27 protein-coding genes and 1 tRNA gene are annotated in these 24,382 nt (G+C 70.5%); 17 read left to right on the top strand and 11 right to left on the bottom strand.

Going from position 1 to position 24,382, the window contains the following annotated elements; translation table 11 throughout:
- The first annotated feature begins 93 nt into the window (after nt 1-93).
- The 11 genes from FHT38_RS03345 (at nt 94) to FHT38_RS03300 (ending at nt 8,165) form a co-directional block, all read left to right on the top strand.
- On the top strand, nt 94-594 hold the full coding sequence (locus tag FHT38_RS03345) for a nitrate reductase cytochrome c-type subunit (RefSeq protein WP_183485797.1): 501 nt from the start codon (nt 94-96) through the stop codon (nt 592-594).
- A gap of 16 nt (nt 595-610) precedes the next feature.
- Nucleotides 611-1,300 (top strand): cytochrome c3 family protein, encoded by a 690-nt coding sequence (locus FHT38_RS03340; RefSeq protein WP_221211208.1) that lies wholly within the window; start codon nt 611-613, stop codon nt 1,298-1,300.
- Nucleotides 1,287-2,033, top strand: a complete 747-nt coding sequence (gene ccmA / locus FHT38_RS03335) for a heme ABC exporter ATP-binding protein CcmA (RefSeq protein ID WP_183489869.1) — start codon at nt 1,287-1,289, stop codon at nt 2,031-2,033. The genes FHT38_RS03340 and ccmA overlap by 14 nt, the downstream gene beginning before the upstream one ends.
- A complete protein-coding gene (ccmB, locus tag FHT38_RS03330; protein WP_183492379.1) occupies nt 2,033-2,686 on the top strand; it encodes a heme exporter protein CcmB in 654 nt (217 codons plus the stop codon). The genes ccmA and ccmB overlap by 1 nt, the downstream gene beginning before the upstream one ends.
- A gap of 109 nt (nt 2,687-2,795) precedes the next feature.
- Nucleotides 2,796-3,608, top strand: coding sequence for a heme ABC transporter permease CcmC (gene ccmC, locus FHT38_RS03325; protein WP_404935721.1), 813 nt, complete (start codon nt 2,796-2,798; stop codon nt 3,606-3,608).
- Nucleotides 3,605-3,739: a hypothetical protein gene (locus FHT38_RS25200; RefSeq protein ID WP_255488590.1), complete on the top strand. Its 135-nt coding sequence runs from the start codon at nt 3,605-3,607 to the stop codon at nt 3,737-3,739. Before ccmC ends, FHT38_RS25200 begins: the two co-directional genes overlap by 4 nt.
- Nucleotides 3,736-4,242: a cytochrome c maturation protein CcmE gene (gene ccmE / locus FHT38_RS03320; protein ID WP_183489866.1), complete on the top strand. Its 507-nt coding sequence runs from the start codon at nt 3,736-3,738 to the stop codon at nt 4,240-4,242. The genes FHT38_RS25200 and ccmE overlap by 4 nt, the downstream gene beginning before the upstream one ends.
- Nucleotides 4,239-6,308 carry a heme lyase CcmF/NrfE family subunit gene (locus tag FHT38_RS03315; protein ID WP_183489863.1) on the top strand — a complete coding sequence of 690 codons (2,070 nt, stop codon included), beginning with the start codon at nt 4,239-4,241 and terminating at the stop codon, nt 6,306-6,308. Before ccmE ends, FHT38_RS03315 begins: the two co-directional genes overlap by 4 nt.
- Nucleotides 6,308-6,826 (top strand): DsbE family thiol:disulfide interchange protein, encoded by a 519-nt coding sequence (locus FHT38_RS03310; RefSeq protein WP_183489860.1) that lies wholly within the window; start codon nt 6,308-6,310, stop codon nt 6,824-6,826. The genes FHT38_RS03315 and FHT38_RS03310 overlap by 1 nt, the downstream gene beginning before the upstream one ends.
- Nucleotides 6,823-7,359: a cytochrome c-type biogenesis protein gene (locus tag FHT38_RS03305; protein ID WP_091721770.1), complete on the top strand. Its 537-nt coding sequence runs from the start codon at nt 6,823-6,825 to the stop codon at nt 7,357-7,359. The genes FHT38_RS03310 and FHT38_RS03305 overlap by 4 nt, the downstream gene beginning before the upstream one ends.
- Complete coding sequence (locus tag FHT38_RS03300) at nt 7,356-8,165, top strand: hypothetical protein (protein WP_183489858.1); 810 nt, start codon at nt 7,356-7,358, stop codon at nt 8,163-8,165. Before FHT38_RS03305 ends, FHT38_RS03300 begins: the two co-directional genes overlap by 4 nt.
- 63 nt (nt 8,166-8,228) lie before the next feature.
- On the opposite strand, the gene FHT38_RS03295 is transcribed toward FHT38_RS03300, so the two are convergent.
- The 6 genes from FHT38_RS03295 to petA form a co-directional block, all read right to left on the bottom strand.
- Nucleotides 8,229-8,304: transfer RNA gene (locus FHT38_RS03295), tRNA-Thr, on the bottom strand.
- 106 nt (nt 8,305-8,410) lie between these two features.
- Nucleotides 8,411-8,959 (bottom strand): ClpXP protease specificity-enhancing factor, encoded by a 549-nt coding sequence (locus FHT38_RS03290; RefSeq protein WP_091721763.1) that lies wholly within the window; start codon nt 8,957-8,959, stop codon nt 8,411-8,413.
- 14 nt (nt 8,960-8,973) lie between these two features.
- On the bottom strand, nt 8,974-9,591 hold the full coding sequence (locus FHT38_RS03285; protein WP_091721758.1) for a glutathione S-transferase N-terminal domain-containing protein: 618 nt from the start codon (nt 9,589-9,591) through the stop codon (nt 8,974-8,976).
- 167 nt (nt 9,592-9,758) lie between these two features.
- On the bottom strand, nt 9,759-10,541 hold the full coding sequence (locus FHT38_RS03280; protein ID WP_091721753.1) for a cytochrome c1: 783 nt from the start codon (nt 10,539-10,541) through the stop codon (nt 9,759-9,761).
- Nucleotides 10,542-10,567: 26 nt separating this feature from the next.
- The gene (locus FHT38_RS03275; RefSeq protein WP_183489856.1) at nt 10,568-11,968 is read right to left on the bottom strand and encodes a cytochrome bc complex cytochrome b subunit; all 1,401 of its coding nucleotides are present in this window, start codon (nt 11,966-11,968) and stop codon (nt 10,568-10,570) included.
- 20 nt (nt 11,969-11,988) lie between these two features.
- The gene (gene petA, locus FHT38_RS03270; RefSeq protein ID WP_091721747.1) at nt 11,989-12,585 is read right to left on the bottom strand and encodes a ubiquinol-cytochrome c reductase iron-sulfur subunit; all 597 of its coding nucleotides are present in this window, start codon (nt 12,583-12,585) and stop codon (nt 11,989-11,991) included.
- 220 nt (nt 12,586-12,805) lie between these two features.
- On the opposite strand from petA, the gene mscL reads away from it, so the two are divergent.
- Nucleotides 12,806-13,249: a large conductance mechanosensitive channel protein MscL gene (gene mscL, locus FHT38_RS03265; protein ID WP_091721743.1), complete on the top strand. Its 444-nt coding sequence runs from the start codon at nt 12,806-12,808 to the stop codon at nt 13,247-13,249.
- Nucleotides 13,250-13,366: 117 nt separating this feature from the next.
- Nucleotides 13,367-15,799 (top strand): DUF1631 family protein, encoded by a 2,433-nt coding sequence (locus FHT38_RS03260; RefSeq protein ID WP_255488588.1) that lies wholly within the window; start codon nt 13,367-13,369, stop codon nt 15,797-15,799.
- Between the two features lie 43 nt (nt 15,800-15,842).
- Here the strand turns inward: FHT38_RS03260 and FHT38_RS03255 are convergent, their stop codons facing one another.
- From FHT38_RS03255 to FHT38_RS03245, 3 genes are all read right to left on the bottom strand, one after another.
- Nucleotides 15,843-16,499, bottom strand: a complete 657-nt coding sequence (locus tag FHT38_RS03255) for an energy transducer TonB (RefSeq protein ID WP_147243037.1) — start codon at nt 16,497-16,499, stop codon at nt 15,843-15,845.
- 116 nt (nt 16,500-16,615) lie between these two features.
- Complete coding sequence (pdxA, locus tag FHT38_RS03250; RefSeq protein WP_183489851.1) at nt 16,616-17,665, bottom strand: 4-hydroxythreonine-4-phosphate dehydrogenase PdxA; 1,050 nt, start codon at nt 17,663-17,665, stop codon at nt 16,616-16,618.
- Entirely contained in the window at nt 17,662-18,414 is a 753-nt protein-coding gene (locus FHT38_RS03245; protein WP_183489849.1) for a Nif3-like dinuclear metal center hexameric protein, read from the bottom strand. Before FHT38_RS03245 ends, pdxA begins: the two co-directional genes overlap by 4 nt.
- A gap of 13 nt (nt 18,415-18,427) precedes the next feature.
- Here FHT38_RS03245 and FHT38_RS03240 point away from each other — a divergent pair, with 13 nt between their 5' ends.
- The 4 genes from FHT38_RS03240 (at nt 18,428) to rocF (ending at nt 22,312) form a co-directional block, all read left to right on the top strand.
- Complete coding sequence (locus FHT38_RS03240) at nt 18,428-19,591, top strand: trypsin-like peptidase domain-containing protein (RefSeq protein ID WP_183485454.1); 1,164 nt, start codon at nt 18,428-18,430, stop codon at nt 19,589-19,591.
- 3 nt (nt 19,592-19,594) lie between these two features.
- Nucleotides 19,595-20,344: a HesA/MoeB/ThiF family protein gene (locus FHT38_RS03235; protein WP_183485451.1), complete on the top strand. Its 750-nt coding sequence runs from the start codon at nt 19,595-19,597 to the stop codon at nt 20,342-20,344.
- Between the two features lie 96 nt (nt 20,345-20,440).
- The gene (locus FHT38_RS03230) at nt 20,441-21,349 is read left to right on the top strand and encodes an LOG family protein (protein WP_183489846.1); all 909 of its coding nucleotides are present in this window, start codon (nt 20,441-20,443) and stop codon (nt 21,347-21,349) included.
- A 42-nt stretch (nt 21,350-21,391) separates the two neighbouring features.
- Nucleotides 21,392-22,312: an arginase gene (gene rocF, locus FHT38_RS03225; protein WP_183489843.1), complete on the top strand. Its 921-nt coding sequence runs from the start codon at nt 21,392-21,394 to the stop codon at nt 22,310-22,312.
- Nucleotides 22,313-22,436: 124 nt separating this feature from the next.
- Here rocF and FHT38_RS03220 read toward each other — a convergent pair whose 3' ends face one another.
- Nucleotides 22,437-23,330, bottom strand: a complete 894-nt coding sequence (locus tag FHT38_RS03220) for a ketopantoate reductase family protein (RefSeq protein WP_183492377.1) — start codon at nt 23,328-23,330, stop codon at nt 22,437-22,439.
- Nucleotides 23,331-23,446: 116 nt separating this feature from the next.
- Nucleotides 23,447-24,340: a DUF429 domain-containing protein gene (locus FHT38_RS03215; RefSeq protein WP_183489840.1), complete on the bottom strand. Its 894-nt coding sequence runs from the start codon at nt 24,338-24,340 to the stop codon at nt 23,447-23,449.
- Nucleotides 24,341-24,382: the final 42 nt, after the last annotated feature.

Below are 24,382 nucleotides of genomic sequence, written 5' to 3'. Positions count from 1 at the left end.
GAACGCGCGATGACCCCGATGCACACTCTCCCACGCCGGCTCCTGGCGATCGTCGCCCGTGTGGTCCGTCATGTGGTCGGTCACGCAGCCGGCATGGCGGGCGCCGCGCTGCTGGCCGCAGGCCTCGCCGCGGCGCAGCCCGCCGGCCCGAAGCCAGGCCAGCCCTTCATCGACGCGGCGCGCGGCCCCACGCCGATCACCGAGACCACCAAGCCGCCGCTGCTGGGCAACCAGATCAACGACGACCTGCGCCGCACCCGCAACTACGCGATGCAGCCGCCGACGATCCCGCACCGGATCGACGGCTACCAGCTGGACAAGAACTTCAACAAGTGTCTGGACTGCCATGCGCGCGCCAACACCTCGGTGTCGCAGGCGGTGCCGGTGAGCATCACCCACTACATGGACCGCGAGGGGCACATGCTCGGGCAGGTCTCGACGCGGCGCTACTTCTGCGTGCAATGCCACGTACCGCAGGACGCCGCGCCGCTGGTGGTGCCCAACACTTTCGTCGACATCGATACGCTGATCCGGCGCGACACCCTGAACCCGCAGACCCGCAAGGCCGCCCCGGCGCCCGCGGGCCGCAAGTGAGCCCCGGGAGCGGACCATGCTGCAAGCCACGATCCGGCTCCTGGGGCGCTACTGGACCGTCCTGCGACGGCCCAGCGTCCATTTCAGCCTCGGCTTCCTGACGCTGGGCGGTTTCATCGGCGGCGTCGTCTTCTGGGGCGCGTTCAACACCGCGATGGAAGCGACCAACACCGAGGCCTTCTGCACCGGCTGCCACGAGATGCGCGAGAACGTCTACGCGGAGCTCAAGAGCACCATCCACTACACCAACCGCTCGGGCGTGCGGGCGATCTGCTCCAACTGCCACGTGCCGCACAACTGGACCGACAAGATCGCCCGCAAGATGCAGGCGTCCAAGGAGGTCTGGGGCAAGATCTTCGGGACCATCAGCACGCCGGAGAAATTCCACGACAAGCGGCTCGAGCTGGCCAAGCACGAGTGGGCGCGCTTCAAGGCCAACGACTCGCTGGAGTGTCGCAACTGCCACAACTACGAGTCGATGGACTTCACGCGGCAGAGCGCGCGGGCGCAGGCGATGCACTCGACCTACCTCGCGAGCAAGGAGAAGACCTGCATCGACTGCCACAAGGGCATCGCGCACCGGTTGCCGCACATCCCGCCGGGCGAGGGCCCGTCCGACAGCCCGGGCCAGCATGTGCCCAAGGGCGACGACGCGGCCAGAACGGGCGCGGCCCCCCAGGGCCGTCCGGGCGATGGCGCATCGTGAGCGCGGCGACCTCGACGGTCGCGCCGACACCGAGCCCCCCGATGCGCCTGATGCGCCGCGCCGCGCGCTGCGCGTCGAACGCCTGGGCTGCGCGCGCGGCGGCCGCTGGCTCTTCCGCGACCTGAGTTTCGAGCTTCACACCGGGCAGGCGCTGGCGCTGCGCGGTCCCAATGGCAGCGGCAAGAGCAGCCTGCTGCGGCAGCTCGCCGGCCTGCTGCCGCGGGAGCACGGCGTGGTCGAGGGCGCCGCCCCGGCGAGCCTGGCCTACCTGGCGCATCAGAACGGCTTGAGCCTGGACCTGAGCGCGCGCGAGAACCTCGCGCTGGCCACGCGCATCGGGGGCCACGCCCTGCCGCCGGCGGCGCTTGAGACCGCGCTCGAGGAGGTCGGCCTGCGGCAGGCGGCGGCGACGCCGGCGCGGCGGCTGTCGCAAGGCCAGCGCCGCCGGCTTGCGCTGGCGCGGGTGCGAGCCAGCGCACGCCCGCTGTGGTTGCTCGACGAGCCGACCGCCGCGCTCGATGGCGACGGCGAGCAGGTCTTCGCCCGGCTGCTGACGGCTCACCTGGAGGCCGGTGGCCTCGCCGTCGTCGCCACCCATCAGCCGCTCGCCTTGCCGCTGCCCCGCTGCATCGCGCTGACACTGGGTCCCGCATCCTCTCGGCCCGCATCCTCCCGGCCCGATCCGGACATCGCCTCGGCGACGGCCGTCAGCGCCATGGAGTCCGCGCCGTGATGCTGGCGCTGCTGCATCGCGACCTGCTGCTGGCGGCGCGCCGGCCGGCCGACGCGCTCGGGCCTCTGGTGTTCTTCGCGCTTGTCACCTGCCTGTTCCCGCTGGCGATCGGCCCCGATCCGGCCTTGCTGACGGTGCTCGGTCCGGGCGTGATCTGGGTGGCGGCGCTGCTGGCGATGCTGCTCTCCCAATACCGGCTGTTCGAAGCGGACCTGGCCGACGGCAGCCTGGAACAGGCGGTGCTGGCGCCCGGCGGCGCGCTGGCCGTCGTGGCCGCGAAGACGCTGACGCACTGGCTGTCGACTGGCGCGCCGCTGGTGGTGGCCGCGCCGCTGCTGGCCCTGCAGTACGACCTGGCGCCCACGGCCACCGGCGTGTTGGCGCTGGCGCTGCTGATCGGCACGCCGGCCCTGTCGCTGCTCGGCGCCTTCGGCGCGGCGCTGACGCTGGGCCTGCGGGGGCATGTGCTGCTCGCGCTCATCGTGCTGCCGCTGTGCGTGCCGACGCTGATCTTCGGCAGCGGCGCCACCACCGCCGCGCAGCAGGGCCTGGCCGCCGGCCCGCAGCTGTCGCTGCTCGGCGCGGCGCTGCTGGTCTCGCTGGTCACCCTGCCCTGGGCCACGGCCGCCGCGCTGCGCCTGGCCGTCGAATGAGGAGGTCCCCGCCATGTCGATGACCGGCATCGCCCCGCTCGCCACGACGTCGACCGACGCCGCCGGCGACATGACGCGCACCGACGCGCCTCACGCTCGTTCCGGCGATCTGGCCGACGCACCCGCGTCCCACGCACGCCAGGGTGCTCGCCCACTTGCTCATCCGCTCGATCAGCCACTCGATCCCCCACTCGATCAGCCACTCGCTCGCCCACGCCGCTGGCGCGCGCTCGCCTCGCCCGTCGTCTTCGACCGCTGGGCCGCCCGCGTCGTCCCGTGGTTCGCCGGCGCCGCCGCGCTGCTGGGCGCCGCGGGCCTGTGGATCGGCTTCGTCGTCGCGCCCACCGACCACCAGCAAGGCGAGGTCTATCGCCTGATCTACCTCCATGTCCCGGCGGCCTGGATGTCGATGTTCCTGTACCTGGTGGCGGCGCTGCATGCGGCGCTGGGGCTGATCTACCGCACGCGGCTGTCGCCGGTGATGACGCGCGCGCTGGCGCCCACCGGCGCCGTCTTCACCGCCATCGCGCTGTGGACCGGCGCCGCCTGGGGCAAGCCGACCTGGGGCACCTGGTGGGTCTGGGACGCGCGCCTGACCTCGGAGCTGCTGCTGCTGTTCCTCTACCTCGGTTACCTGGCCCTGGTCTCGGCCATCGACGACGTCCGCCGCGCCGACCGCGCCGGGGCCTTGCTGCTGCTGGTCGGTGTCGTCAACGTGCCGGTCATCTACTTCTCGGTGAAGTGGTGGAACACGCTGCATCAAGGCGCGTCGATCCGCTTCGATGCCGCCCCGTCCATGGCGAGCTCGATGCTCGCCGGCATGCTGCTGATGGCGCTGGCCTGCTGGGCCTACGCGATCGCGGTCTCGCTGGCGCGCGCCCGCTGCCTGCTGCGCGAACGCCACCTGGAGGCACTGCCATGAGCCACGCGTTCTACCTCGCCATCGGCTGGGCCGCGGGCCTGCTGCTGCTGGTTGAAGTGCTGGCGCTGTGGCGCCGTGCCCGCCGATCGTCTCCGCTCCCTGAACCGGCCGGCGAGGAGGAGTCCGCTTGAAAGCCCGTCAACGCCGCCTGCTGGCCGTGCTGCTCGGTGTCGGTGCCCTCGGGCTCGCGACCGCGCTGGTGCTGCGCGCGCTGGGCGACAACGTCATGTTCTTCTTCAGCCCGACCCAGATCGCCGCGGCGCAGGCGCCGCGCGACGCCGCCTTCCGCCTCGGCGGGCTGGTGGAGCCGGCCTCGCTGCATCGCGACGCCGGCGACAGCCTCACCGTCCGCTTCGTCGTCACCGACCAGGTCCATCGCGTGCCGGTGCGCTATCGCGGCGTGCTGCCCGACCTGTTCAAGGAGGGCAAGGGCGTCGTCGTGGCCGGCCGCCTGCGCGAGGACGGCGCCTTCGTCGCCACGCAGGTCCTGGCCAAGCATGACGAGAACTACATGCCGCCGGAAGCGGCCGCGGCGCTCGACCACGCCAGGCGGGCCGGCGTCAACGGCGGCGCCGGCCACACCGGCGGTGTCGCGGCGGACGCGCCCGCGCTGGTCCCGGGAGCCGCGCCATGATCCCGGAGATCGGCCTGTTCGCGCTGGTGCTCGCCCTGCTGGTGGCCGTCGTGCAGGCGGTGCTGCCGCTGGTCGGCGCGCACTGCGGCGTGGCGCCATGGATGCGCGTGGCCCGGCCCGCCGCGCTGCTGCAATGCGCGCTGTGCCTGCTGGCCTTCGGCGTGCTGGCCGCCTGCTTCCTGAGGGGCGACTTCTCGGTGCTGTACGTCGCGGCGAACTCGCATTCGACGCTGCCCGCGATCTACCGCTTCACCGCGGTCTGGGGCGGCCACGAGGGCTCGATGCTGCTCTGGCAGACGCTGCTGAGCGTCTGGGGGGCGGCGGTGGCGCTGCTCAGCGGCCGCCTGCCGCGCGATTACGTCGCGCGCGTGCTTGCGGTGCTGGGCGCCCTCAGCATCGGCATGCTGGTGTTCCTGCTGTGGCTGTCCAACCCGTTCGCGCGGCTGTCGCCGGCCGCGCCCGAGGGCCGCGACCTCAACCCGCTGCTGCAGGACCCCGGCATGGTCGCGCATCCGCCCTTCCTCTACATGGGCTACGTCGGTTTCTCGGTGGCCTTCGCCTTCGGACTGGCCGCGCTGCTGTCGGGGCGCCTGGACGCCGCCTGGGCGCGCTGGTCGCGGCCCTGGACGCTGGCCGCCTGGAGCTTCCTCACGCTGGGCATCCTGCTGGGCAGCGCCTGGGCCTACGGCGTGCTGGGCTGGGGCGGCTGGTGGTTCTGGGACCCGGTCGAGAACGCGTCGCTGATGCCCTGGCTGGTCGGCACGGCGCTGATCCACTCGCTGGTCGTCACCGACCGCCGCGGCGCCTTCCGCAGCTGGACCGTGCTGCTCGCCATCGCGGCGTTCTCGCTGAGCCTGCTGGGCACCTTCCTCGTGCGCTCGGGCGTGCTCACCTCGGTGCATGCCTTCGCGGTCGACCCGGGCCGCGGCCTCTACATCCTGTCGATGATGATCGCGGTGGTCGGCGGCTCGCTGCTGCTCTTCGCCTGGCGCGCGCCGCAGGTCGGGCTGGGCGGCCGCTTCGCGGCGCTGTCGCGCGAGACCTTGCTGCTGCTCAACAACGTGCTGCTCGGCGTGGCCGCGCTGGCCGTGCTGCTGGGCACGCTCTATCCGCTGGCGCTGGACCTGCTGCGCGGCGAGAAGATCTCCGTCGGCCCGCCCTATTTCGAGGCGGTCTTCATGCCGATGCTGGTGCCGGCGCTGGTGCTGATGGGCGTCGGCCCGCTGGCGCGCTGGAAGCGGGCGCCGGTGCCGGAGCTGGGCCGCCAGCTGCGCGGCGCGCTCATCGCCAGCGGCGCCTGCGCGCTGGCGCTGCTCGCGCTCACCGGCGGCCGCTTGTCCGGCTGGACGCCGCTGGCCGGCTTCGGCGTGGTGCTGGCGGCCTGGTGCATCGGCTCGGCGCTGTCCCACGCCCACGACCGGCTGCGCACCGCCGGCGAGGGCGGACTCGGACGCCGCGCGCGGCGCCAGCCGGCCGGCTGGTGGGGCATGCTGGCCGCGCATGCGGGCCTGGGGGTGTTCGTGCTCGGCGCGACGCTGGCCACCGGTTTCGAGCAGCGCCAGGAGGCGGCGCTCGCGGTCGGCGAGGCCGTGGTGCTCGATGGCGTGCGCTTCCAGTTCGAGTCGCTGGATCCGGTGGCCGGTCCCAACCACGACAGCGTGCGGGCGACCTTCCGCGCTGGCGCGGCGACGCTGCATCCGGAGAAGCGCGTGTTCCGCGCCGACGGCACGGCCCTGAGCCAGCCCGCCATCGACGTCGGCTGGCGGCGCGACCTGTTCGTCGTGCTGGCCGATCCGGTGGGGGACGGCCGCTGGCATGTGCGGCTGCACGTCAAGCCGTTCATGGCCTGGATCTGGGCCGGCGTGGCCTTGATGGCGATCGGCGGGCTGCTGGCGATGGCGGACCGACGGCTGCGCATGCCCCGGCATGAGCGCGATCCGGTGTCGTCCCATCCGGCGGCGCCCGCACGGGCCACGGCGCCCGGCCGCGCGCGCTCGCCGGGCTCGGCGCCCGCCGGCGTCGCCTTGCCCGGCGGTCCGGCCCTCACCCGGGAGGAAACCGCCTGATGCGCTACCTGTTGCCGCTGCTGCTGTTCCTGGGCCTGGCGCTGATGCTGGCCCTCGGGCTGGAACGCGATCCACGCGCGCTGCCCTCGGCGCTGCTGGATCGCCCGGTTCCGGTGTTCGAGCGTCCGGTGCTCGAGGACCCCGGCCAGCAACTGGGAAGCGCCGCCCTGCGCGGGCAGCCGTGGATGCTCAACGTCTGGGCGTCCTGGTGCAAGCCCTGCCGGCAGGAGCTGCCGGCGCTGCGCCAACTGTCGGCGCGCGACGGCGTGCCGCTGTACGGCCTCAACTACAAGGACCGGGACGACGCGGCCCGCGCGCTGCTGGGCGCCGTGGGCAACCCGTACCGGGCGTCGGCGATCGACGCCGATGGCCGGGTCGGCCTGGACTTCGGCGTGCAGGGCGTGCCGGAGACCTTCGTCATCGACGCCCGCGGGCGCGTGCGCTATCGCCACCAGGGACCGGTGACCGCCGAGGTCTGGCGCGACAAGCTGCTGCCCGCGCTGAAGGCGGCGCGATGAGCGCGCGCCTGCGTCTTGCCGCGAGACGTCTGGCGCCGGTGGCGCTGAGCGCGCTGATCGCCTTGACCGCGTCGTCGGCCTCAGGTGCGCCGGAGGCCGGCACGGCGACGGTCTCGGCTGCGGCGCCGGCCGCCGCGATCGCGGAGCTCGAGGCGCGCGAATCGCGCCTCGCCCACCAGCTGCGCTGCGTCGTCTGCCAGAACCAGACACTGGCCGAATCCAACGCGCCGCTGGCCGCCGACATGCGCCAGGCCATCCGCGAGCAACTGCGCGACGGTCGCAGCGACGCCGAGGTCGTCGCCTTCTTCGAGGCGCGTTATGGCGCCTTCGTCCGTTACTTGCCGCCGTGGCGGCCGTCGACCTGGCTGCTGTGGACCGGCCCCTTCCTGCTGCTGGGCGCCGGCCTGGCCGCGCTGGCCGCGGCGCTGCACCGGCGCGGCGCTTTCGCACAGGGCGCGGCGCTCGATGCGCTCGCGGACGAGGCGCCCTTCGATCCCGACAACGATGAATTCGAGGAAGGACGGCCCGCATGAACGCGATGTTTCCGCTCTGGGCCAGCGCGCTGCTGTTGCTGTTGGCGGTGCTCGCGGTGCTGCTGCGGCCGCTGCTGCAGGGCGACGAGCGGTCCTCCGATGCGCCGGACGAGGCCTTCGCGATCGAGGTCGCCGTGCCGGCAGGGTCGACCCGCCGCGCGCGTGGCGCCGTGTGGCGGCAGGGGACGGCGGCGGTCTTGAGCCTCACCTTGCCCGTGGCGGCGCTGGCGGTGTACCTGGAGGTCGGCGATCCGCGCGCGGCGGCCGAAGCGAACACCGAGGGCGGCGCCACGCATGCGACGCAGGGGGTGGATGTCGAGGCGATGGTCGAAGGGCTGGCGGCGCGCCTGCAGGCCTCGCCCGAGGATCTGCAAGGCTGGATGGTCCTGGCCCGGTCGCGCGAGGTGCAGGAACGTTATGCCGAGGCGGCGACAGCCTATCGCCGCGCGATCGCCCTGGCGACGGCGCCCGACCAGACCCTGTTGCGGGCAAAGCTGCAGGCCGACCTGGCCGACACCTTGGGCTCGCAGCAGCAAGGCGACCTCGGCGGCCCGGCGCTGGCGGCGATCGAGGCGGCGCTCGCGCTCGATCCCGACCAGCCGAAGGCGCTGGCCCTGGCTGGCGCGGCCGCGGTGCGCCAAGGCGACTTGGCGCTGGCGCGTCGGCATTGGACGAGGCTGCAGGGGCTGCTGGAGCCGGGTTCGGACATGGCGCAGCGCGTGGGCGCCGACCTGGCGCGGCTTGCCGAAGACACCTCGCCGGCCTCCGGTCGACCGGCCGCGCCCGCCCCGGCGGCGGACCGATGACGGTCGCGAAATGACCGAAGCCCCCGCTCGTCGTGCGACGAACGGGGGCTTCTGCGTGTTTGATGGTGCCGGCTATCGGATTCGAACTGATGACCTACCGCTTACAAGGCGGTTGCTCTACCAACTGAGCTAAGCCGGCACACGGAAAACTGGTGCGTCGCAGCACTGCGACGCGGGCTGCATTCTAGACGCAGCGATGAGGGCCGATGAACGAAAACAGCTCGCTCATCCCCTCATCTGGACGATCACTTGATGCGCTTGAGCGCCGGGCGACCGCCCGACGGACCCGCGCCCGGATCGTCGTCGTCCGGTGCGGGCGCCACGACCGGCGCCGGGGAAGCGACGGGTTCGGGTTTGGTCTCGCTCTGGCCCTGGCCGTCGCCCTCGGAGGCCAGGCGCAGGCCTCGGGGAGCGCTCCCGGACGGAGCCCGCGCGGCAGCGCTGGCTTCTTCCGGGCTCGGCGGCGGGAAGGCCATGCCCTGCCCGTTCTCCCGCGCGTAGATCGCCACCACATGATCGACCGGCACGATGATCTCGCGCGCCACGCCACCGAACCGGGCCTTGAACTGGATCAGTTCATTGCCGAGGTCCAGGTTGCTGGTCGCGTCGAAACCCACGTTGAGCACGATCTCGTTGTTGCTCACGTACTCGAGCGGCACCTGCACCATGCGGTCCACGTGGACCGCGATGTAGGGCGTGAACCCGTTGTCGGTGCACCACTCGTGCAGGGCGCGGATCAGATACGGCCGCGTCGAACTGGCGGCGAGCCCGCCGCCATCCTTGCTGTCATCCATGGGGAGGCAGTGTATTACTTGCGCATCACCTTCTCGGACGGCGTCAGCGCCTCGATGTAGGCCGGACGCGAGAAGATCCGCTCCGCATACTTCAGCAGCGGCACCGCGTTCTTCGACATGTCGATGCCGTAGTAGTCCAGGCGCCACAGCAGCGGCGCGATCGCGACGTCCAGCATCGAGAAGTCGTCGCCCAGCATGTACTTGTTCTTCAGGAAGATCGGCGCCAGCTGCGTCAGGCGGTCGCGGATCTGCGAACGCGCCTTCTCCAGCTGCTTCTCGGTCGGCTTGACCGACTGGCCGCGGTTCTCCAGCACGTTGACGTGGGCGAACAGTTCCTTCTCGAAGTTGAACAGGAACAGGCGCACGCGGGCGCGGGCCACCGGGTCGCCAGGCATCAGCTGCGGATGCGGGAAGCGCTCGTCGATGTACTCGTTGATGATGTGCGACTCGTACAGGATGAGGTCGCGTTCGACGAGGATGGGCACCTCGTTGTACGGGTTCATCAGCGCGATGTCCTCGGGCTTGGCGAAGAGGTCGACATCACGGATCTCGAAGTCCATGCCCTTCTCGAACAGCACGAACCGGCAACGGTGCGAGTAGGGGCAAGTGGTTCCGGAATAAAGCACCATCATGGCAGTGGACTCCTGATCGACGCCTCTCGGCGTCCTCGTTTTCTAACAACAACACCAGCCAAGGGCCGGCGTGGTCAAAGACCAAACAAACAAACGACAACGCAGTGGGAGCCTCTTCGGCGCCCCACTGCGCTTGAGGGCCCGGCCAGCGGCCGAGCCATCGGGACTTACTTGACGTCCTTCCAGAAGGAAGCGTTCAAGCGCCAGGCGAACACGGTGAACCCCAGCAGGAACAGCACCACGATGATGCCGAGCCGGAAACGCAGTCCCTGCGCCGGTTCGCCCATCCATTGGAGGTAGGCGACCAGATCGGCGATGGACTCGTCGTACTGCTGCGGTGTCATCGTCCCGGGCGTGACCTGTTCGAAGCCCTTGAAGACATGCACGACCTTGCCGTGGTCGTGCGGGTCCTTTTCCTCTTCGAACCTGGCGGTGCGGACGCCCTGGAGTTCCCACAGCACGTGCGGCATCGCCACGCTGGGGAAGGCGAGATTATTCCATCCCGTGGCCTTGGTTTCGTCCCGGTAGTACTTTCTGAGGTAGGTATACAGGTAATCCGCCCCCGTTCCCTTGGCACCGTCGGCCCTCGATCGGGCGATCACGGTCAGGTCGGGCGGCGTCGCGCCGAACCAGTCCTTCGCCTGCTTCGGGTCCAGCGAGACCTTCATCGTCTCGCCCACCTTCTCCCCGGCGAACAGCAGGTTGCCCTTGATCTGCTCGTCGGTCAGGCCGATGTCCTTGAGCCGGTTGTAGCGCATGAAGTTCGCGCTATGGCAGTTCAGGCAGTAGTTGACGAAGAGCTTGGCGCCGTTCTGCAGCGCGGCCAGGTCGTTCATCTTCTGCGTCGGGAAGCGGTCCCACTCGATCCCGCCCTCCGACGCGAGCGCCGTCGACGTCAGGCCCGCGCCCAGGCACAGTGACGTCAGCAGCGTGGCGATGATTTTCTTCATTCGTTCGACTCCGTGACGTTGGCGGTTCAGTGCGGGTGATACGTGACGCGATCGGGCACCGGCTTGAACTGGCCGGCCTTGCTCCACCACGGCATCAGCAGGAAGAAGCCGAAGTAGTACAGCGTGCCGATCTGCGACACGATCGTTCCCGCATCCGACGGCGGCTTCACGCCCAGGTAGCCCAGCACGAGGAACAGCAGCACGAAGATTCCATAGAGATACTTGTGCCAGTCGGGCCGGTAGCGGATCGACTTGACCGGGCTGTGGTCCAGCCAGGGCAGGAAGAACAGGATGATGACCGCGCCGCCCATCACGACGACGCCCCAGAACTTGGCGTCGAAGGTCAGCAGCAGCGCGATGCCCACGACCGCGCCCACGACCACGATCCCCTTGCCCAGCGTCGACAGCCCGCCGCGCAGCAGCGTGATGACCGCGGAGATCCCGATCACGCCGCACAGCACCTGGACCATCACGTCGGTGGTGGCGCGCAGCATCGAGTAGAACGGCGTGAAGTACCAGACCGGCGCGATGTGCGGCGGCGTCTTCAGCGGGTCGGCGGGGATGAAGTTGTTGTACTCGAGGAAGTAGCCGCCCAGTTCCGGCGCGAAGAAGATCACCGCGGAGAAGGCCATCAGGAAGAGGCCGACGCCGAAGATGTCATGCACCGTGTAGTACGGATGGAACGGGATGCCGTCGAGCGGGCGGCCGTCCGGCCCCTTCTTGGCCTTGATCTCCACGCCGTCCGGATTGTTCGAGCCCACCTCGTGCAACGCGATGATGTGCGCCACCACCAGGCCCAGCAGCACCAGCGGCACGGCGATCACGTGGAAGCTGAAGAAGCGGTTCAGCGTGGCATCGCCGACGACGTAGTCGCCGCGGATCAGCAGCGCCAGGTCGTTGCCGACGAAGGGCACGGCCGCGAACAGGTTCACGATCACCTGCGCGCCCCAGTAGGACATCTGTCCCCAGGGGAGCAGGTAGCCCATGAAGGCCTCGGCCATCAGGCACAGGAAGATCGCGCAGCCGAAGATCCAGACCAGCTCGCGCGGCTTTCTGTACGAGCCGTACAGCAGCCCACGGAACATGTGCAGGTAGACCACGACGAAGAACGCCGAGGCGCCCGTCGAGTGCATGTAGCGGATCAGCCAGCCCCAGGGGACGTCCCGCATGATGTACTCGACCGACGCGAAGGCCAGCGCCGAGTCGGGCTTGTAGTGCATCACCAGGAAGATCCCGGTGACGATCTGGATCACCAGCACCAGCAGCGCCAGCGAGCCGAAGATGTACCACCAGTTGAAGTTCTTCGGAGCGTAGTACTCCGACATGTGCTCCTTGTAGAGCTTGGACGCCGGGAACCGGTTGTCCACCCAGGTCATGAGCCGGACGCCCATCGGAGCGCCGGCGGGTGCTTCCTTGAATTCAGCCATGTCGTGAATCTCGCTCCGGGTTAGGCCTGCTTGTCTTCACCGATCAACAGCTTGGTGTCCGACAGGAATGTGTAGGGTGGCACCTCGAGGTTGTCGGGGGCAGGCTTGTTCTTGAAGACGCGACCGGCCATGTCGAAGGTCGAGCCGTGGCAGGGGCAGAGGAAGCCGCCGTGCCAGTTGTCCGGGAGCGAGGGCTGCGGCCCCGACTGGAACTTGTCGCTGGGCGAGCAGCCCAGGTGGCTGCAGATGCCGACGACGACCAGATACTCGGGCTTGCGCGAGCGCCACTCGTTCTTGGCGTACTCGGGGATGGGGAAGGCCTTGCGGTCCGACTGCGGATCGGCGAGGTCCGGGTCGTTGGACTTGAGCGCGTCCAGCTGCTCCTTGGTCCGGTGGACGATCCACACCGGCTTGCCGCGCCATTCGACGGTCAGCTTCTGACCGGGGGCGAGTCCGCCGATGTCCACTTCAACGGCGGCGCCGGCCGCCTTGGCCCGCTCGCTGGGAGCGAAGGTACTGACGAACGGGACGGCGGTGGCCACGCCGCCTACTGCTCCCGCGCAGCCGGTGGCGATCAGCCAGGTGCGCTTGCCTTGGTCCACTTGTGGGTCACTCATGAGGGTCCTTACAGGGAACTTCTGATCAGGGGCAACCAACGATTCTAGGTAAGAAAGTTCCGGGCCGCCCCTAGGCGCTCTACCGATGTGCATCGGTGCACCACGTTGACATCGGTCGTGGCGCAAACGCCGTTAGGATGCTTGCCCGGAGGCGGAGGGCCACCCGGGAAAGCGCTTGGTAGTGGGCGCCTTCGCACACGTGGAGCACAAGGAGCAAGCGATGGGTTTTTTGACCGAATTCCGTGAGTTCGCCGTCAAGGGCAACGTCATGGACCTCGCCGTGGGCGTGATCATCGGCGCCGCCTTCGGCAAGATCGTGGACTCCGTGGTCAAGGACCTGATCATGCCGATCATTGGCAAGGCGGTCGGCGGGCTGGACTTCAGCAGCTACTTCATCCTCCTGTCGGACCCGCCCGCCAACTACACCGGCCCCATGACCTACGAGGCGCTCACCAAGGCCGGCGTCCCGCTCTTCGCCTACGGCAACTTCCTGACGGTGCTGCTGAACTTCATCATCCTGGCCTTCATCATCTTCGTGATGGTGAAGCAGGTGAACCGCCTGAAGCGCGACACCCCCGCCGCCCCGGCCGAGCCGGCGGCGCCGCCGGAAGACATCCAGCTGCTTCGCGAGATCCGCGACGCGCTGAGACGTGACAAAGCGTAAAGCTTTCATCAATCGTCACCTTTTGCGCACAAGCCGGGTGAGCCCCACCCGGAGGTGGGATGGTCATCGCCGATACTTATCATGTGGTGTGGTCACCACAATGTGCCTGAAGCTTCGATGAACCGTCTGAATCCCCACGTCGACGCGGCGCTGCAGCGCGTGCGCCTGGCGGCGGAACAAGCCGCCGAGCGCGGCGCCGAAGGTATGGGTCTCGCCGCACTGTCCTCCGGACAGGCGAAGCGGCGGGACGCGCTGCTGTCCGCGCAATTCATCTTCCGCAAGCATCAGGCGCTGTTCTCTCAGCGCTTCGACCAGTCCATGCGACAGCAGGCCGCCGATACACCGTCGCCGGGCGGCGCCGCGGCGGGCACGTCGCGTGCCGCGCCCAAGGTGACGCAGTGGGACGAGCTCTCGCTGATGGACGACGACCAGGTCAACACCATGGTCGCCACCGACCGGATCGGCCTGGCCCTCGGCCACCAGAGCGAGTGGGAGCTGCGCGAGGTCAATTCCTACATGGGCGACATTCCAGGCGTGGCCGAGGACCGTCACCCGCTGCGCCCGCAGGCGATCGCCCAGGCGCTGATCGAGGGGGTCAACGCCGTCACCGACGACGCCGACACCCGCCAGGTGCTGGTCGACGAGCTCACCCGCGCGCTCTCGCTGGAGATGCGCGCCTGCTACGCCGACATCGCGGGCCTGTTCCGCAGCCGCGGCCTGCGCCCGCAGGACCTGCGCGTGCGGGCGACCGCGGGCGCCGTGCGCAGCGGCCATTCGATGCAGGGCGCCACCACCTCGGGCGTGCCGCTGCACGACAGCCGCTACGCGACGATGCCCGGCGCGCTCCACCCCTTGCAAGGCAGTCGCGCCGGCGGCCTGCACAGCATGGCCGGCGGTTTCCAGGGCAGCGGCCATGGCGGTTATCCGGCCAGCGGCAGCGGCGCCCATGCCGGCGGCTTCGGCGGCGGTTTTGGCGGTGGGGTGGATCCCCAACTGATGGAACTGCTGCGCCGGCTGGCGCAGACGCCCTCGGCCGGCCTCGGCGGTCCGACCACCGGCGGCAGCCTGCCGACCAACAGCCAGTGGCAAGGCTGGGAGGGCGACGCCGGCGCCTATGTCGAGGGCGCGCCGCTGGTGCTGCCGCCCAACCTGATCCACCTGCATCGCGACGAACTGCGGCAGGCGGCCAACGGCTCGCTCGACCACATGGTGATCGACGTCGTGGCCGGCCTGTTCGACCAGATCCTGTCCGACGCCAAGCTGCCGCCGCTGATGGCGCAGCAGATCGCCCGGCTGCAGCTGCCGGTGCTGCGCGCGGCGCTGGGCGACCGCTCCTTCTTCTCCTCGCGCCGGCATCCGGTGCGCCGCCTGGTCAACCGCATCGCGACCCTGGCGGCCGCCTACGACGATTTCACCGACGACCCCGGCAAGTCCTTCCTCGCGCTGGTGCGCGAACTGGTCCAGGACGTCGTCAGCGGCGACTTCGACCGCATGGACCTCTACGAGTCCAAGCTGGTCCAGCTCGAGCAGTTCATCGAGGACCAGACCTCCGAGGCCCTCAAGGCCCAGGGCGACGCGGCCGCGCTGCTCGAGCGCAAGGAGACCGAGCTGCGCCTGCAGCGCCGCTACATGCAGCAGCTGCAGCAGGCGATGGCGAACGTCGACATGCGGGACTTCCTGCGCGACTTCCTCACCCAGACCTGGAGCGAGGTGCTGGTGCATGCGTCGCGGCACCCGGACCTGGACGCCGCCCTGGTCGACCGGCTGCGCCAGATGGGCCGCGACCTGGTGCTGTCGGTGCAGCCCAAGACCACGCCGCAGCAGCGCCAGGCCTTCCTGGCCTCGCTGCCGGTGCTGATGCGCACGCTCAACGAAGGCCTGGACCTGATCCGCTGGCCCGAACCCGAGCGCAAGAAGTTCTTCGCCGAACTGCTGCCGGCGCACGCCGATTCGCTCAAGGGCCAGGCGCTCAGCCCGCTCGAGTACAACCTGCTGGCCAAGCAGCTGGAGGCCGTGTTCGGCATGGCCCCGCCGCGCGAGCAGGACCTGCCCGCCCCCAGCGCGGCGCCGCTGGACCTGGACCTGAGCGAGAAGCTGTCCGAGGAGGAAGCCGAGAGACTCGGCCTGGTGCAGGAGGAGCACGTCGACTGGGACGGCCATGTCGACATCGACCTGGACCTGGGCGCCGACGAACAGCAACCGCTGCAGGCGGTGGACATCAGCATCGATGGCCTGCCCGCGGCCGAGGAAGACCCGTCGCCCCCGGCCGGTGAGCTGCTGATCGACCACCTGCAGATCGGCACGGCCTACCGGATGCACCGCGACGGCGATTGGATCAAGGTGCGGCTCGCCCACATCAGCGCGACCCGCAGCTTCTTCATCTTCACGCACGGCAGCAAGCACCAGGAGACGCTGACGATGACGGCGCGGATGCTGCGCAAGCTCTGCGAGGCGGAGCGGCTGCGCGCCTTCGAGCATGCCTACCTGCTGGAGCGCGCCACGGCGCGCGCGCGGCAGCAACTGGCGGCGCTGGGCGCCAAGGCGTCCTGAGGCGCCGGACCGACCGCGGGTCGGCCCGCGCCGGTCCCTCAGCTCACAGCTTGCGCGGGTCGCGGAAATCGACCGGCATGTTGTCCTCGGTCCGGAATCTCAACGGCACCACATACTCGCCCTCGACCGGCTTGCCGTTCACTTCCTGAGGCTTGAAGCGCCACTGCGCCATCGAGGTCCGGCCATATCGCTTCAGCGACTGGGGCATGCCCGCGGGCATCTCGACCGTCGACTCCACGCAGGTCCCGTCGACACCGACGCGGCACACCATCCGGATCTCGCCTTCCCAGCCCGCGAGCGCCGCCGCGTCGTCCGGGTAGGCCGCGTAGTAGAGCTTGGTGGGGATGGGCATCAGCTGCATCGAACGGATGCCGACCGTCGACTTCTCCTTGTCCACGGCCAGGTAGAGCACGACGCCGGTGCGGAAGGTGGCGTTGCGGCCCTCCTCCTGGCGCGGCGGGATCTTGGCCTTCTGCAGCCGGGCCGTCATCTGCTTCCAGAAGCCGGGCGACTGCGACGCCTCGTCGACCGGCGTGATCTCCTTGACCTGGCCGTTCTCGTCGAACAGCACGTCGAACCAGACGTTCAGCGCCTGATTGACCTCCTGCGCCGCCGCCGTGCCCAGCGCAGCGAACTGCATCACGCCGGCCAGCGCCAGCGCGACCAGCCACTGCCACCGCCTCGTCTTTCCGATCTCCATCTGGCTCCCCCTGTCGCTTTGGATGGCGGGAATTATGGGCGCGGCCCGAAGGCAGTTCCACCGTAGCCCGCTCCCTCCTGAGGGGGAGCGGGGCCACGCAGCGACGAGGACGCCGCTCAGGCCGACATCGCGCGCGCCATGCGGATCGCCGCGGCCATGCTGGACGGGTCCGCGCGGCCGGTGCCGGCGATGTCGAAGGCGGTGCCGTGATCCGGGCTGGTCCGCACCAGCGGCAGGCCCAGGGTCACGTTGACGCCCTCCTCCACGCCCAGGTACTTCACCGGAATCAGCCCCTGGTCGTGGGTCATCGCCACGACCGCATCGAACTCACCGACGTGCCGCGGCGGCGCGTGGCGCGCGCGCATGAACACCGTGTCCGGCGCGAACGGTCCGTGGGCATCGATGCCCAGCGTCCGCGCCTGCGCGATCGCCGGCGCGATGTGCTCGATCTCCTCGGTGCCGAACAGGCCGCCCTCGCCGGCGTGCGGATTCAGGCCCGCCACGGCGATGCGCGGCGCGTCCAGGCCGGCGCGGCGCAGCGCGGCGTCGGTGATGCGCAGGGTCTGCAGCACCCGCCCCGTCGTGATCTGGTCGACCGCCTGGCGCAAGGCCACATGGATGGTCACCAGCACCACCCGCAGTTCCTCGTTGGCCAGCATCATGCGCACCGGCGGCAGCTGCCCTTGCGCGTCGGCGCAGAGCGCCTGCAGCAGCTCGGTGTGGCCGGGATGGTCGATGCCGCCGGCATGCAGCGCTTCCTTGTGGATGGGCGCCGTGACCAGCGCGCGCGAGCGGCCGGCCTGCTGCTCATGCACCGCCGCGACGATGCAGCGCGCCGCCGCCGCGCCCGCCGCCGCGCTGACGCGGCCCAGTGGCTGGTCGACCAGGTCCGCGGGCAGGCCCGGCGGCTGCCAGACCGGCAGGCAATCGGGCGGGGCGGGATCGTCGGCCTGCTCGAGCACCGCCACCGGCAGGTCCAGGCCCAGGATGCCGACGGCCCGCCGGAAGACCGCGACGTCACCCACCAGGCGCAGGTCCGCGCCGCGGTCGCGGGCCCAGGCGGCGACGGCGATCTCGGGCCCGATGCCGCAGGCGTCGCCCATCGTCAGCAGCAGCGGGCGCGGGCTCGGGCGCGGGCTCGGGGGGGAAGTGGACGGCCGGTTCATGCGGGATTGGGGATGTCGATGAAGCGGTAGTGCAGGCCGAGCTGCTCCGACACCTGCCGCCCCAGGGCCTGCACGCCGTAGCGCTCGGTCGCATGGTGGCCGGCAGCGATGAAGGCCACGCCGGTCTCGGCGGCGTAATGGGCCTGCGGCTCGGAGATCTCGCCGGTGATGAAGACATCGGCGCCGGCGGCGATGGCGGCCTCGAAGTAGCCTTGCGCGCCGCCGGTGCACCAGGCCACGCGCCGCAGCGCGCGACCGTCGCCGGCCGCCTGCACGGTGGCGCGGCCCAGTCGCTCGCCGACGTGGGCGGTCAGCGCATCGAGCGTGTCCAGCGCCGCCGGCAAAGCGCCGACGCAGCCCAGGTCCTGCTCGCCGAAACGGCCGTCGGCGGCCCAGCCCAGGTGTTTCGCCAGTTGCGCGTTGTTGCCGAGTTCCGGATGCGCATCCAGCGGCAGGTGGTAGGCGAACAGGTTGATCTCATGCGTCAGCAGCCGGGCCAGTCGCTGCTTCATCCAGCCGGTGACGAGGCCGTCCTGGCCGCGCCAGAACAGGCCGTGGTGGACCAGGATCGCATCGGCGCCGGCCTCGATGGCGGCGTCGATCAGCGCGAGGCTGGCGGTGACCCCGCACACCAGTTGCCGGATCTGGTCGCGGCCCTCGACCTGCAGACCGTTCGGCCCATAATCCTTGAACCGCGTGGGCTCCAGCGTGGCGGCGAGCAGCCGCTCCAGCTCCGTGCGATGTGCCATGACAGGATCTCTCTTGCGTCAAACCTGGCTGATTTTCTCCCAGGCCACCACGGTGGCGCTGGCCGGCTACTTCGTCGTGTCGACGCTCAAGCCGGAATGGCTGCACGAGGCGCCCAAGGTCGTGCCCACGCTGCCGGCCGCCGCCGGCGCCCCGCCGCGCGCGGCGGTCCAGTTCAGCTTCGCCGCCGCGGCGCAGGCGGCCTCGCCCGCGGTCGTCGCGGTGCTCGCCAACAAGCCGGCGCCCAGCCAGCGCGAGATCGACGCCGACCCCTGGCTGCGCTTCCATTTCGGCAAGCGGCTGCCGCAGCAGCAGCGGCCGCAGACCGGCCTGGGCTCGGGCGTGATCGTCTCGCCGGACGGCTACGTGCTGACCAACAACCATGTCGTCTCCGGCGCCACCGAGATCCGGGTCCAGCTGGCCGACGGCCGCGACACCGCGGCGCGCCTGGTCGGCACCGATCCCGAGACCGACCTGGCCGTTCTGCGCATCACGCTGCCACCGCCGCTGCCGGTGATCCATCCCGGCAAGGCCGGCGAGCTGCAGGTCGGCGACGTGGTGCTGGCGATCGGCAATCCCTTCAACGTCGGCCAGACGGTCACCTCCGGCATCGTCAGCGCGCTGGGCCGCACGCAGCTGGGCCTGAGCACCTTCGAGAACTTCATCCAGACCGACGCCGCCATCAACCCCGGCAACTCCGGCGGCGCACTGGTGGACGTGCAGGGCCGGCTGGTGGGCATCAACACCGCGATCTACTCGCGCACCGGCGGCGGCAGCCTCGGTATCGGCTTCGCGATCCCGGTGGACTCCGCCTACCAGGTGCTGGAAGCGCTGGTGAAGGACGGCAAGGTCTCGCGCGGCTGGCTCGGCGTCATCACCGGCGACGTCAATCCGGAGGTCGTCGACACGCTCAAGCTGGCCGTCGATCACGGCGTGCTGGTCAAGGAAGTCTTCAAGGCCAGCCCCGCCGCGAAGGCCGGCCTGGAGGCGGGCGACGTCGTCACCGCGGTTGGCGGCCAGGCGGTGCGCTCGCCGAGGGAACTGGTCAACGTGGTGGCGGCGCTGCGGCCCGAGAGCCAGACGGTGATCGCGGTGCAGCGCGGCAAGGAACTGCTCAAGCTGCCGCTGCAGGTGGGCCTGCGCCAGCCGCAGACCAGCGACGAGACCCCGCCGGAATGAACCATGGATGACGACCAACTGCTGCGCTATTCGCGCCACATCCTGCTGGACGACATCGGCGTCGAGGGCCAGCAGCGCCTGCTGGACGCGCATGCGCTGGTAATCGGCGCCGGCGGCCTGGGCTCGCCGGCGGCGCTGTTCCTGGGCACGGCGGGCGTCGGGCGCATCACGCTGGTCGACCATGACCGCGTCGACGTGACCAACCTGCAGCGCCAGATCGCGCACAGCCTGGCGCGGGTGGACCAGCCCAAGGCCGAATCGGCCGCCGCCGGCATCGCCGCCATCAATCCCGAACCGCGCGTGCGCGCGATCACCGAGCGCGCCGACGCCGCGCTGCTGGACACGCTCGTGCCGCAGGCCGACGTGGTGCTGGACTGCACCGACAACTTCCCCACCCGCCACCTCGTCAACGCGGCCTGCGTCAAGCACGGCAAGCCGCTGGTGTCGGGCGCCGCGCTGGGCTTCGACGCGCAGCTGAGCGTCTACGACAGCCGCGAACGGCGCTTCCCCTGCTACGCCTGCCTGTTCCCGGCGGACCAGCCGCCGGAAGAGCAGCGCTGCGCGGTGATGGGCGTCTTCGCGCCGCTGGTCGGGATCATCGGCAGCATGCAGGCGGCCGAGGCGCTGAAGCTGCTCACCGGCATGGGCTCGGCGCTGCCGGGCCGGCTGCTGATGCTGGATGCGCGGCGGATGGAATGGACCGACCTGCAGGTCGCGCGCGACCCGCGCTGCCCGTGCTGCGGCGACCGCTGAGCGCGCGCAACAAACCGTCGTCCACGCCGCTGCGCCGCCGCGCGAGACGAACAGAAATTAAGTGGCAACGCCCGTAAGCTCCCGGGCCATCGAATCATGATCAGAAGCGACAAACTCACCGCCCGCAACTTCCCCTCCGCGCAGGAGGAGGCCGTGCAACAAGCGGCCTTCGACGCCGCGTTCGACGCCAATCCCCCCAGCGCCTACCAGCTGGCGTTCACCGACACCGATTTCCTGCTCCGCCCCGAGCTGCGCCCGGTGCGCATGCAGCTCGAGTTGCTGAAACCGGAGCTGATCCAGCAGGAGCTGGACATCCAGTCGACGGTGGTGATCTTCGGCAGCGCGCGCATCGCCGACCGCGAGTCCGCGCAGGCGGCGGTCGAGGCCGCGCGGGCCGCCAAGGACGAGGCCGCGCTGCAACGCGCCGAGCGCCGTCTGGTGATGAGCGGCTACTACGAGGAAGCGCGCAGGTTCGCGCGCCTGATCACCGAGCACACCAAGGACTTCGCGCATCCGCTGTACGTCGTCACCGGTGGCGGTCCCGGCATCATGGAAGCCGGCAACCGCGGCGCGCACGAGGCCGGCGGCCGCAGCATCGGCCTGAACATCGTGCTGCCGCACGAGCAGCGGCCCAACCAGTACATCACGCCGGAGCTCTGCTTCCGCTTCCACTACTTCGGGCTGCGCAAGATGCACTTCCTGATCCGGTCGGTGGCGCTGGCGGCCTTCCCTGGCGGCTACGGCACGCTGGACGAGCTCTTCGAGACGCTGACGCTGATCCAGACCGGCAAGTGCCGCCGTCGCCCCATCCTGCTGTTCGGACGCGACTTCTGGTCGCGCCTGATCGACTTCGAGCTGCTGATCGACACCGGGATGATCAGCCCGGGCGACGAGCAGCTCTTCCACTACGTCGAGACCGCCGACGAGGCCTGGGCGCTGCTGATGAAGGAATACGACATCGGCTCGCCCGCGAACGGCAACGGCAGCGGGGGCGACGGCACCTGATCCGCCCTTCCGGGGGCATCCCAAAGCAAGAGAGGTTGGACCATGACCGCAGCACGACACGTGAGCCTGATCGGCGCCCCCACCGACGTGGGGGCCGGCGCCCGAGGCGCCAGCATGGGGCCGGAGGCCCTGCGGGTGGCCGGCCTGGCCGAGGCGCTGCGGGCACATGGCGTCGAGGTCAAGGACTGCGGCAACCTCACCGGCCCGTCCAACCCCTGGCAGCCGCCGACCGCCGGCTACCGCCACCTGGACGAGGTCACCGCCTGGAACCAGGCGGTGCACGACGCGGTCTACGCCGAACTGGGCACCGGCCGCATGCCCATCCTGCTCGGCGGCGACCACTGCCTGGGGCTGGGCTCGATCGCGGCGGTGGCGCACCACTGCCGCGACACCGGCAAGAAGCTGCGCGTGCTGTGGCTGGACGCCCATGCCGACTTCAACACCAGCCAGCTCACGCCCAGCGGCAACATCCACGGCATGCCGGTCGCCTGCCTGTGCGGCTACGGCCCGCAGGAGCTGATCCAGATCGGCGGCAAGGTCCCCGCGATCGATCCGAAGTGGATCCGCCAGATCGGCATCCGCAGCGTCGACCCCGGCGAGAAGCGCTTCGTCCACGAGGTCGGCCTGGAAGTCTTCGACATGCGCTACATCGACGAGATGGGCATGCGCCACACGATGGAGCTGGCGCTGGCCACGATGGACGCCAACACCCACCTGCATGTCAGCTTCGACGTGGACTTCCTCGACCCGGACGTCGCGCCCGGCGTCGGCACCACCATCCCGGGGGGACCGACCTACCGCGAGGCCCAGCTCTGCATGGAGATGATCGCGGACACCGGCCGGCTGGCGTCGCTGGACATCATGGAGCTCAACCCGGCGCTGGACGTGCGCAACAAGACCGCGCTGGTGGCGGTGGACCTGGTCGAGTCGCTGTTCGGCAAGTCGACGCTGATGCGCAAGTGAAGCGCGCCCCGGGCACCGTCCCTTGAGGGCCAGGCCGCGCGCGGCCACCGTCACGAAGCCGGGCTCGTCCCGGCTTCTTCCCGTTGGGGACGGCTTCCACCGCGGCCTTGGGGTCGGCCGCCAGTCAGTCGCGGCTGAGCTCCGCCAGATGGACCAGCGTGTGCAGCACGCGGTTGGCCGGCGTGGGCACGCCCAGCGCCTCCCCGCGCCGGACCAGGAATCCATTCAGGTGATCGATCTCGGTCGGCTTGCCGCGGGCCAGGTCCTGGGCGGTCGAGGAGAACTGGCCCGGCATCGTCTCCGCGATCTTGCGCACCGCCTGACGGACGTCCCCCAGCAGGGTGACGCCGTCGGCCGCCGCCACCGCCAGGCCCTCGTCGACGAGCTGGTCCATCACCATCCAGACGCCCTCGCCCTTCACCAGCTCGCCGTAAGGCTGCTGCGTCAGCGCGGACAGCGCGTTGTAGGCGCAGTTGATCAGCAGCTTGGACCACAGCGCGCCGCGCACGTTGTCCGAGATGTCGACCGGCACGCCGGCCGCGACCAGCGCCTGCGCGGCGCGCTCGGCGCCGGGCGCGGGCTCGATGACCAGCTCGCCGCGACCGTGATGCTTCACGTGGCCGGGCCCGGCCATCTCCGTCGCGACGTACACCACCGCCGCGGACACCGGCTGCGGCAGGGTCTCGCGCAGCCGCTCGGCGTTGTCGACGCCGTTCTGCATCGACAGCAGCAGCGTGTCCGCGCCGAGGTGCGGCGCCAGCGCCTGTGCCGCCGACACCGTGTCGGTCGACTTCACGCAGAACAGCACCAGCTGCGCGCCGCGGGCGGCGGCGGGCTCGGTATCGGCGCGCAGGCGGACCTGCTCGTCGAACATCCGCGTCTCCATGCGCAAGCCGTGATCGCGGACCGCCGCCACGTGGGCCGGCCGCCCGATCAGCGTCACGTCATGGCCGGCGCGCGCCAGCATGCCGCCGAAGAAGCAGCCCACCGCGCCGGCGCCCATCACGGCGACCTGCAACGGCACCTGCGGCGGTGTTTGCAGCGGCGCTTGCGCCTCGGGAACATCGACTGGCGTCATGGGATCTTCCTTGTCATCGCGTGGGGGAGCCGGGCGCCTCGCCGGGCGATCCCGATTCAAGCACAGACGATCCAGCCTTCGAGCGGGTCCATGCCGGCGGGCTGGCCGTAGTCCGCCCGCGCATCGGCCCAGGCCGCCTGCATCAGGCACAGCACCGCGTCGAGCTTGTCGCCGCTGCCGTCATCGGCGAGCTCGTCGCGCTGCGCGTGGCTGAGCTTGAGCCGCAGGTCCAGCCGCGTGCGGCCCTGCTCCAGCGCCTCGATCAGGTCCTTGCGCGCGATCAAGCGCTCGGGCGTGTGCTTGGCGCGGTCGTCGCTCTTGTAGCTGCGCTGGCCGATCAGCTCGCGCGCGAGCAGCCCGGGATACGCCTCCAGCGCCACGCGCGACGGGTCGCCCGCATGCAGCCCCGGCAGATGCACGCCCGCGGCCACCAGCCGGGGCACGCCCGCGTGCAGCATGTAGGCCACCGGCGGATTCACCCACTTCATGCTCGGGGACGAGCCGGCCGGCGCGTCGCAGGCGCGGTGCGCGAACTTGCGGCCCGCCGGACGGGCATCGCAGAAGGCGGCGAAGGTGTCGCGGATCTCCGCGCGCGACAGGCTCGCGTAGTGCGCGATCAACGCGGCCCACTCGGTGGGCCAGCCCAGCGTCTCGACCAGCTCACGCGGCAGGCCGAAAGGGAGGTCGAAGCCGCCGAGCCACGATCCCGGCGCCGCCAGCCAGGCCGCGAAGGCGTCCAGCGACGGGAGCGCCTCCTGCCGCTCCAGCTTCACGACCGCGCCGCGCCGCTGGCCGAAGGCCAGCCGGATCGGCTTGCGGGCCGTCGGCGCGCTGCTGAAGTCCACGCCGACCAGCAGGCGATGGCTGTCGGCGGACTCAACGGAGGGCGCGGAGACAGCAGAGACAGCAGAGACAGCAGAGACAGCGGAGGCTCTCGGGAGTTTCGACATGGCCGCCACTGTATCCATCCGCCGTCCACCGCTTGCCGGCCG

Origin of the sequence: Mitsuaria sp. BK041 (assembly GCF_014193085.1) — a bacterium.
Classification (GTDB): domain Bacteria; phylum Pseudomonadota; class Gammaproteobacteria; order Burkholderiales; family Burkholderiaceae_C; genus Roseateles.
This window is presented reverse-complemented; position numbering and strand designations above follow the sequence as displayed.